At 73.2% G+C, this 5209-nt stretch carries 7 protein-coding genes and 1 pseudogene; 5 read left to right on the top strand and 3 right to left on the bottom strand.

Going from position 1 to position 5209, the window contains the following annotated elements:
- Both CCN44_RS27485 and CCN44_RS27480 read left to right on the top strand, forming a co-directional pair.
- The coding region (locus CCN44_RS27485) for a DUF742 domain-containing protein (RefSeq protein WP_143649986.1) at positions 1-187 on the top strand (187 nt) is incomplete at its 5' end.
- Positions 174-809 (top strand): GTP-binding protein, encoded by a 636-nt coding sequence (locus CCN44_RS27480; protein ID WP_059253551.1) that lies wholly within the window; start codon positions 174-176, stop codon positions 807-809. The genes CCN44_RS27485 and CCN44_RS27480, both read left to right, overlap by 14 nt.
- Here the strand turns inward: CCN44_RS27480 and CCN44_RS27475 are convergent.
- Genes CCN44_RS27475 through CCN44_RS27465 form a run of 3 tightly spaced genes read right to left on the bottom strand, consistent with a single transcriptional unit; the run spans position 783 to position 3228 of the window.
- A complete protein-coding gene (locus CCN44_RS27475; protein WP_086700439.1) occupies positions 783-1451 on the bottom strand; it encodes an ABC transporter permease in 669 nt (222 codons plus the stop codon). The two genes, CCN44_RS27480 and CCN44_RS27475, sit on opposite strands and share 27 nt — an antisense overlap.
- Positions 1448-2101, bottom strand: a complete 654-nt coding sequence (locus tag CCN44_RS27470; RefSeq protein ID WP_059253547.1) for an ABC transporter permease — start codon at positions 2099-2101, stop codon at positions 1448-1450. The genes CCN44_RS27475 and CCN44_RS27470 overlap by 4 nt, the downstream gene beginning before the upstream one ends.
- Positions 2098-3228, bottom strand: coding sequence for an ABC transporter ATP-binding protein (locus CCN44_RS27465; RefSeq protein WP_167404036.1), 1131 nt, complete (start codon positions 3226-3228; stop codon positions 2098-2100). Before CCN44_RS27465 ends, CCN44_RS27470 begins: the two co-directional genes overlap by 4 nt.
- Positions 3229-3357: 129 nt before the next feature.
- On the opposite strand from CCN44_RS27465, the gene CCN44_RS27460 reads away from it, so the two are divergent.
- From CCN44_RS27460 to CCN44_RS27450, 3 genes and pseudogenes are all read left to right on the top strand, one after another.
- Positions 3358-3750: a hypothetical protein gene (locus tag CCN44_RS27460; protein WP_143649984.1), complete on the top strand. Its 393-nt coding sequence runs from the start codon at positions 3358-3360 to the stop codon at positions 3748-3750.
- A gap of 12 nt (positions 3751-3762) precedes the next feature.
- Entirely contained in the window at positions 3763-4647 is an 885-nt protein-coding gene (locus tag CCN44_RS27455; protein WP_059253542.1) for a hypothetical protein, read from the top strand.
- A 48-nt stretch (positions 4648-4695) separates the two neighbouring features.
- Positions 4696-5209: pseudogene (locus tag CCN44_RS27450) on the top strand (hypothetical protein); the annotation flags it as partial.

The raw sequence follows: 5209 nt of genomic DNA, 5'->3' as shown, positions 1-5209 counted from the left end.
GGCCCGGCTGCGGCTGCACCTGAACGTGGTCCGCGTCCTGGCCGAAGACCTGCGCGCGGAGGGGTGGTTGGCGGTGCACGTGCCGGACACCGAGGCCACGCACGACGCGTCCGTCCTGCGCAGGGTTATCGACGGCCTGCGGGCCGTCCCCGACTCCCGAGGGGTAGTACCGAGTGACACCGACTGAACCGCTCCCGGCCCGGGGCCCGGCCGCACCGGCGGCGGTACGGCCGCCGCTGCCGGTGAAGATGGTGATCGCGGGCGGTTTCGGCGTGGGCAAGACCACGGCCGTCGGCGCGATCTCGGAGATCGAGCCGCTGACCACGGAGGCGTCGATCACCGAGGTCGCGGCCGGTGTGGACGATCTGACGCACACCCCGCGCAAGACCACGACGACCGTCGCGATGGACTTCGGCTGCCTCACCATCGACCCGACGCTGAAGCTGTACCTGTTCGGCACGCCCGGCCAGGAGCGGTTCGGGTTCATGTGGGACGACATCGTGGAGGGCGCGGTCGGCGGGCTCGTCATCGTGGACACCCGCCGGCTGGACGACTGCTACGCGGCCGTGGACTACTTCGAGCACAAGGGCATTCCGTTCGCCGTCGCGGTGAACGCCTTCGACGGCCGGGTGGAGCACTCCCTGGACGAGGTCCGCTGGGCGCTGGACGTCTCCGCCGGGGTGCCGGTGGTGGTGTTCGACGCCCGGGAGCGGGGCTCGGTGCGGGACGCGCTGCTCGTCGTACTCGAACTGGCGCTGGCCCGCACCGACGGCCGGCCGGGCTCAGCCGCCGCGGCGTACGCCGGGTGACACGGTGAGCCGGGACACCGCCCAGAACACGGCGAGGGTGGCGAGGGCGAGACCGGCGACGAGGGTGGCGCCGCCGACGACCTTCTCGTAGTTCTTCTGGTAGAGGCCGTCGATGATGTACCGGCCGAGGCCGCCGAAGCTGATGTAGGCCGCGATGGTGGCGGTGGAGACGATCTGGATGGCCGCGGTGCGCAGGCCGCCGAGGATCAGCGGGAGCGCGACCGGCACCTCCACCTGGAGCAGCACACGCGCCTCGGGCATCCCCATGCCGCGGGCCGCGTCCACCGGGGAGGGGTCGACGGAGCGGACCGCCTCGTAGGTGGTGACCAGGATCGGCGGTACGGCGAGCACCACCAGCGGGATCATCACCGGCAGCATGCCGAAGCCGATCCAGGTGAACATCAGCACCAGCAGGCCGAAGCTGGGCAGCGCCCGGCCGGCGGTGGCGATCAGGGCCAGCGCGTTGCCGCCGCGCCCGGTGTGGCCGGTGAGCAGGCCGACGGGCAGCGCGATCACGGCGGCGATCAGCAGGGCTTCCAGCGAGTACCGGATGTGCTCGGCGAACCGGGTGGGGATGCCGTCGTAGCCGTGCCAGTGGGCGCTGTCGCTGAAGAAGGCGCGCGCGAAGTCCAGGACGTTCACCGGGTGGTCCCCTTCCGCGGCATCCAAGGGGTGAGCAGAAGACGGACGAGGACCAGGGCGGCGTCGGCGAGGATGCCCAGCGCCGCGATGGTCAGGACCGCGTTCACGGCCAGGGCGGGGCGGTGGTAGGTCTGGGCGGCGTAGAGCATGTTGCCGAGGGCGCCCTGGTTGCCGATGAGCATGCCGACGCTGACCAGGGAGATGCTGGACACGGTCGCCACCCTCAGACCGGCGATGATGGCGGGTACGGCGATGGGCAGCTGGACCTGGAAGTACCGGCGTACCGGCCCGAAGCCCATGGCCTGGGCGGCGGCCAGGGTCTCCGGCGGCACCGAGCGGACCCCGTCCACGATCGACGGGATGAGCACCACCAGGCTGTACAGGGCGAGCGGGATCATCACCGTGGTCTCGCTCTGCCCGAAGTAGTCGATGAGTACGACGAAGAAGGCCAGCGACGGGACGGCGTAGAGCACGGTGGTGACACCGAGGACGGGCGGGTAGATCCAGCGGAACCGCACGCACAGCTGGGCCACGGGCAGGGAGACGAGCAGCCCGGCCAGCACCGGCAGCAGGGCCTCGCGCAGATGCAGTCCGACCAGTCCCTGCCAGCTGTGCTGGAGGTCGCTCGGAAGGTCGAAGAAGCCGCTCATCGCCCGGCCTTCACCTCGGCCTGCTCGGCCACCCGGCTGTGGGCGGCCCGGATCGCCTCGCCGATGACCTGCTGGGAGACGACCCCCACGGCACGTCCCTCGCCGTCCACGGCCACGGCCCACCCGGCCGGGGAGAGCACGGCACCGTCGAGCGCGGTGCGCAGCGAGTCGGTGCCGGGGAGGAACGGCCGTCCGAAGTCGAGGAGTTGCTCCGGGTCGATGGCACCGGCGGTGAGCCGGTCCGGCTCGCTCCAGCCGAGCGGCCGGCCGTCGAGGTCGGTGACCAGGAGGTAGGGGGCCGTGGCCCGGGAGGCGAGCTTGGCGGCGTCGGCGTCGATCGGGACGATGGGCGCGGTCTGCAACTCCAGGTCCGCGGAGGGGAAGAAGGAGAGCCGGCGGATGCCGCGGTCGGCGCCGAGGAAGTCCTCCACGAAGGCGTCGGCGGGCGCGCTGAGCAGTTCGGCGGGCGGGGCGAACTGGGCGAGCCGGCCGCCGGTGCGCAGCACGGCCACCTTCGTGCCCAGTTTGATCGCCTCGTCGATGTCGTGCGTGACGAAGACGATGGTCTTGCCCAGCTCGTCCTGGATGCGCAGGAGTTCGTCCTGGAGTCCCTTGCGGACGACGGGGTCGACGGCGGAGAACGGCTCGTCCATCAGCAGCACCGGCGGATCGGCGGCGAGGGCGCGGGCCACGCCGACGCGCTGCTGCTGCCCGCCGGAGAGCTGGTACGGGTACCGCTTGGCCAGCGCGGAGTCGAGTCCGACCCGCTCCATCAGCTCGGCGGCCCGGGCGCGGGCCTTCTGCTTGGTCCAGCCGAGCAGCCGGGGCACGGTGGCGATGTTGTCGATGATGGTGCGGTGCTGGAAGAGACCGGCGTTCTGGATGACGTAACCCATCGACCGGCGCAGGGTGTTGACCGGCTGCCGGCGGACGTCCTGGCCGTCGAGGAGGATGGTCCCCTCGGTGGGCTCCACCATCCGGTTGATCATCCGCAGGGTCGTCGTCTTGCCGCAGCCGGAGGGCCCGACGAGGACGGTGATCGCGCGGTCCGGTATCTCCAGCGACAACCGGTCGACCGCGACCGTGCCGTCCGGGTACCGCTTCGTCACTGCATCTATCCGTATCAAAACGCCGCGTACCCTTCGGGTCCGACCGATCCTGGGCTGGTGCGGGGAGAGTCTAGACCGCGCGTGTTTCCGTACTTCGGCGGGACGGAACCGGGGATCGGCGCCGGGCGTACGACTACCATGGGTGACGTGCCGTCACTTGAGGATCATGACGAGCAACTGGCGCTGCTGTGCAGCCAGTTGCCGCTGCTGCGCCGTCTGCACCAGGGTCCCGTCGGCGCGGCGCGACGCCGGGTGGTCGAACGGGCTGTGGAGGCCGCGCGGGCCGGTGAGCCGGTGGCGGACCACCTCGCCGAACTCGGCCTGCTGGACGACGCCGCGGACGAGGACCGGGAGCCCGCCGGCGACACCACCCGCTCGTCGCGGCCGACCGCCGTCGCCGACGACGGGCCGCACACCGTGTCCGGGGCGCACGTCTGCCCGCGCGGGGTGTGCGCCCGGCGCGAACGACGGCGGCCGGACCAGCAGTTGCCGGTGTGCGAGGTGTTCGACGTGGCCCTGCGTTTCGACGCCGAGAGCTGAGCGGGGCGGCCGGTGCTGACGGGGCTCGTCACGGACGTCGGCCGGAAGCTGGCCGAGCGCTGGGCGGCGGCGCTGGTGCTGCCGGGACTGGTGTTCACCGCGGTCGCGGCCACCGCCCTGACCCTGGGCCAGCGGCACTGGGCGGATCTCGGGCTGCTGCGCGACCGGCTGCGCGAGCTGACCGCCGGCGGCCCGGGCGCGGGCTCCACCCGGACGGCGGTCCTGCTGCTCGGGGTGCTGGCCGCGTCCTTCGCCGCCGCGCTGCTCGCCGAGGCGCTGGCCGGGCCGTACGAGCGTGCCCTCCAGGGCAGTTGGCCGCGCCCCCTGCACCCGCTGGCCCGCCGGCTCACCGAGCGCCGGCGGCGCGCCTGGGACAGCCATGACGCGGCCTGCGTGGCGGCTCTGCACACCGGTACGGCGGCCGAGCGGGAGGCCGAGCGGAACGCGGTGGCCCTGGTCCGGCCGGAGTGCCCGACCTGGACCGGCGACCGGCTGCGCGCCCCGGCGACCCGGATCCGGCTGCACTACCGGATCGAACTGGCCGACGCATGGCCGCGGTTGTGGCTGCTGCTGCCGGACACCACCCGGCTGCCGCTGGCCGAGTCCCGGCAGCGGCTGGACGAGGCGATGCGGCTCGGCGGCTGGGCGGTGCTGTACGTGCTGCTGGGCGCCGTGTGGTGGCCGGCCGCCGTGGCCGGGGCGGGCGCGGGGCTGGTCGCCTGGCGGCGCGGCCGGGAACGGGCCGAGGAGTACGCCGAGTTGGTGGAGTCCGCCGTGGACGTCCATCTGCCGGAGCTGTTCGAGCGGTTCGACGAGGAGGCCCACCCGGTACGGGCGAGCCTCGGCCGCACGGTCACCGAACGCTTCCGCAAGGGCGCGGGCGCACGCCGCCGATGACATCACCGACCACGCGGGGCCCGGCTCCGCGGACAGGGAGTGCGCAGCATGCCGACGAACACGGGGCAGGAGCCGGGCGACGGGGAGCGGTGGGCCGACGGAGAGCGGCGGGTCAACGGGGAACGGCGGACCGACGGAGAACGGCGGACCGACGGAGAACGGCCGGCCGACGGAGAACGGCGGACCGACGGAGAACGGCCGGCCGACGCAGGCCGGCGGGTCGGCGGCGAGCGGCGGACCGGCGAGGAGCAGCCGACGGGCGTGGAGCAGCAAGCTGGATCCGGCCACCCGGCGGGCGTGGAGCAGCAGACCGGCTACGACCAGCCGACCGGCTCCGAGCAGCCCACCGGCACAGAGCAACGCACCCACGACCGCCGGCCGACCGGCACCCACCCCCACACCGACCACGACCACCTCGCCGACCAGGAACGGCGGGTCACCCAGAACCGCTCAACCGCTGAGGACCAGCCCACCGGCACAGAACAGCGGATCGCCCCGGACCCGTCGGCCGATGAGGAGCGGCGGGGCGGGCGGGAGCGGCTGCCGTCTCTTATACACATCC

Origin of the sequence: Streptomyces tricolor, from assembly GCF_002155905.1 — a bacterium.
GTDB lineage: Bacteria > Actinomycetota > Actinomycetes > Streptomycetales > Streptomycetaceae > Streptomyces > Streptomyces tricolor.
The sequence above is the reverse complement of the archived record's forward strand: the minus strand, read 5'-3'. Positions and strand labels throughout refer to the sequence as shown.